Source organism: Shigella sp. FC1967, from assembly GCF_001743005.1.
Taxonomy (GTDB): Bacteria; Pseudomonadota; Gammaproteobacteria; order Enterobacterales; family Enterobacteriaceae; genus Proteus.
The window spans coordinates 1-1,936 of record NZ_MIIZ01000916.1 but is presented as its reverse complement, the minus strand read 5'-3'; the positions used below and the strand labels follow the sequence as shown (position 1 = coordinate 1,936).

1 protein-coding gene and 1 pseudogene are annotated in these 1,936 nt (G+C 30.9%); both read left to right on the top strand.

Going from position 1 to position 1,936, the window contains the following annotated elements; translation table 11 throughout:
- The first annotated feature begins 48 nt into the window (after window positions 1-48).
- Window positions 49-351, top strand: a complete 303-nt coding sequence (locus tag BHE89_RS26125) for a carbapenem self-resistance protein CarG family protein (RefSeq protein WP_286146219.1) — start codon at window positions 49-51, stop codon at window positions 349-351.
- A gap of 457 nt (window positions 352-808) precedes the next feature.
- Window positions 809-1,611: pseudogene (locus BHE89_RS15850) on the top strand (MetQ/NlpA family lipoprotein).
- Window positions 1,612-1,936: the final 325 nt, after the last annotated feature.

Here is a 1,936-nt window from a genome sequence, read left to right as displayed (position 1 = left end):
CAAAGTAGTCTGATATGTAAGTAATAAGCAAAAAAAGAAATCAATACAATGAATAAGATAGTAAATCTTGGGCTAGGATTACTTTTTTTATCACTACCATTTGCTTCAACATCAGCAGATATAAAACTAGAATATGGAGTAAATCTTATCGATTTTAATGGCGATGGGGTTCCTGATGTTGTGATTAAATCTAGACGCTCATTAAATGATTCACCGCCTGTTGATATGGTGACCGTTTATATTAAGGGAAACGACCAAAAGGTGTATATTGTCCCATCTATATATGCCAATGCCTTAAGTCTTTACAACAATAAGATTAAAGCTACTGATATCATAATTTCAGATTTTTAAAATTTTATTGAAAAAAAAAAGATCGGATTGTGTTGTTAAGTGCTGAAAAAAATAGGGAATAATTTACAAAAAACCTACCCCTGTTCGTTTTTTCTAATTATGAAATTTCAGAAAAGAAAAAAGGAGAGGAAATTCAGTTCAAATGGCAATTTAAAACTTATTGTGTCACTGAATTATCTTATCTTAGCATTGAAGACGCATATTCTGATGCTTGTATAAATACAATTATTAATGAATAAATCTACAAGTTATAAATAAAACTCATCAAATTATGATGTATTTTTGTTTTTTCTTACAAAACAATGAATTGCAATAATTCAAGGAATATTCCTTTCTTTATATGCATTGAGTACTTGTATCATTTCTTGTTCCTTGTTATTAATCTACTGTTAGGATATTTCTTAATCAAATGATATTAATGGTGCTGTTTTTATCGAGGTCTGTTTAAGAGGAAGATATGAAGGAGATTATTACAGGTTTACTTCTAGCCTCAATATCACTATTTACTGTATCTTGTTCTCAAGAAGATACACATAAAGTAAAAGTGGCAATTAATACAGGACCTGATCAAGTCATTTGGGATGAAGTGATTCGTTTGGCTAAATTAACAGAGGGACTAGAGGTTGAAGTTATTGCTTTTAATGATTATGAACGTCCTAATCAGGCTCTAAACGATAAGGACTGTTGATGCGAATGCGTTTCAATCCATTCCTTATCTTCAAACACAGATGAAAGATTATAATTATAAATTTCATATTGCGAGTAAAACCTATATTTTTCCGTTAGCTGCCTACTCTAAAAAAATTAGCGATATAAACGAATTAGAATTAGGATCGCTTGTTGCGATTTCAAATGAAGCGAGTATGAAAGGACGAGCACTTTTGTTACTCGCCGAAAATCATCTTATCACTCTCAATGAAAATGTTGGTTTTACTCCAACAGTCGATGACATTATCTACAACCCCAAAGAAATTACTTTTATTGAAGTTGATACACCAAAGCTTACTGATGTATTAAATGATCCATCGGTGACAATGGCTATTATTAACAATAATTTTTCGTCTCAGGTTGGGTTAATTGCAACTCGCGATGGGTTAATTCTAGAAAATAAAAACTCACCTTATGCTAATGTTCTCGTCACCCGAGAAGATAACAAAGATGACGAAAATATTAAAAAAACTGGTTTCAGTGCTTCACTCAAGGCAAATCGAGTTAAAATTTAAAGAAATGTACAAAGGTGATGCAGTAAGAGCTTGGTAACATCCCTTGACTTAAAGATAAAAAGAGGCACTCATTTTTTTTATCTTTAAGTTGCCCCCATTTTTTATCTTCTTGTTCACTAGGATAATCAACTGTTATTTAGTCAAATCCCATTGGTTAAATACCACTTAACGAATATCACCTTTTATTTAACGTTATTTTTATGTTTAAACTCGTTATTTTTATATAACTACTGGTTTTTATTCTATATAAAACATTCTAACAACATGAATTTTCAGTATGATAAAGATCCTTCATTAAACATAAGAAATAAAAAATGACTGACTCTCAACTGAAAAAACAATAATGGGGGGGGGGGATCGGT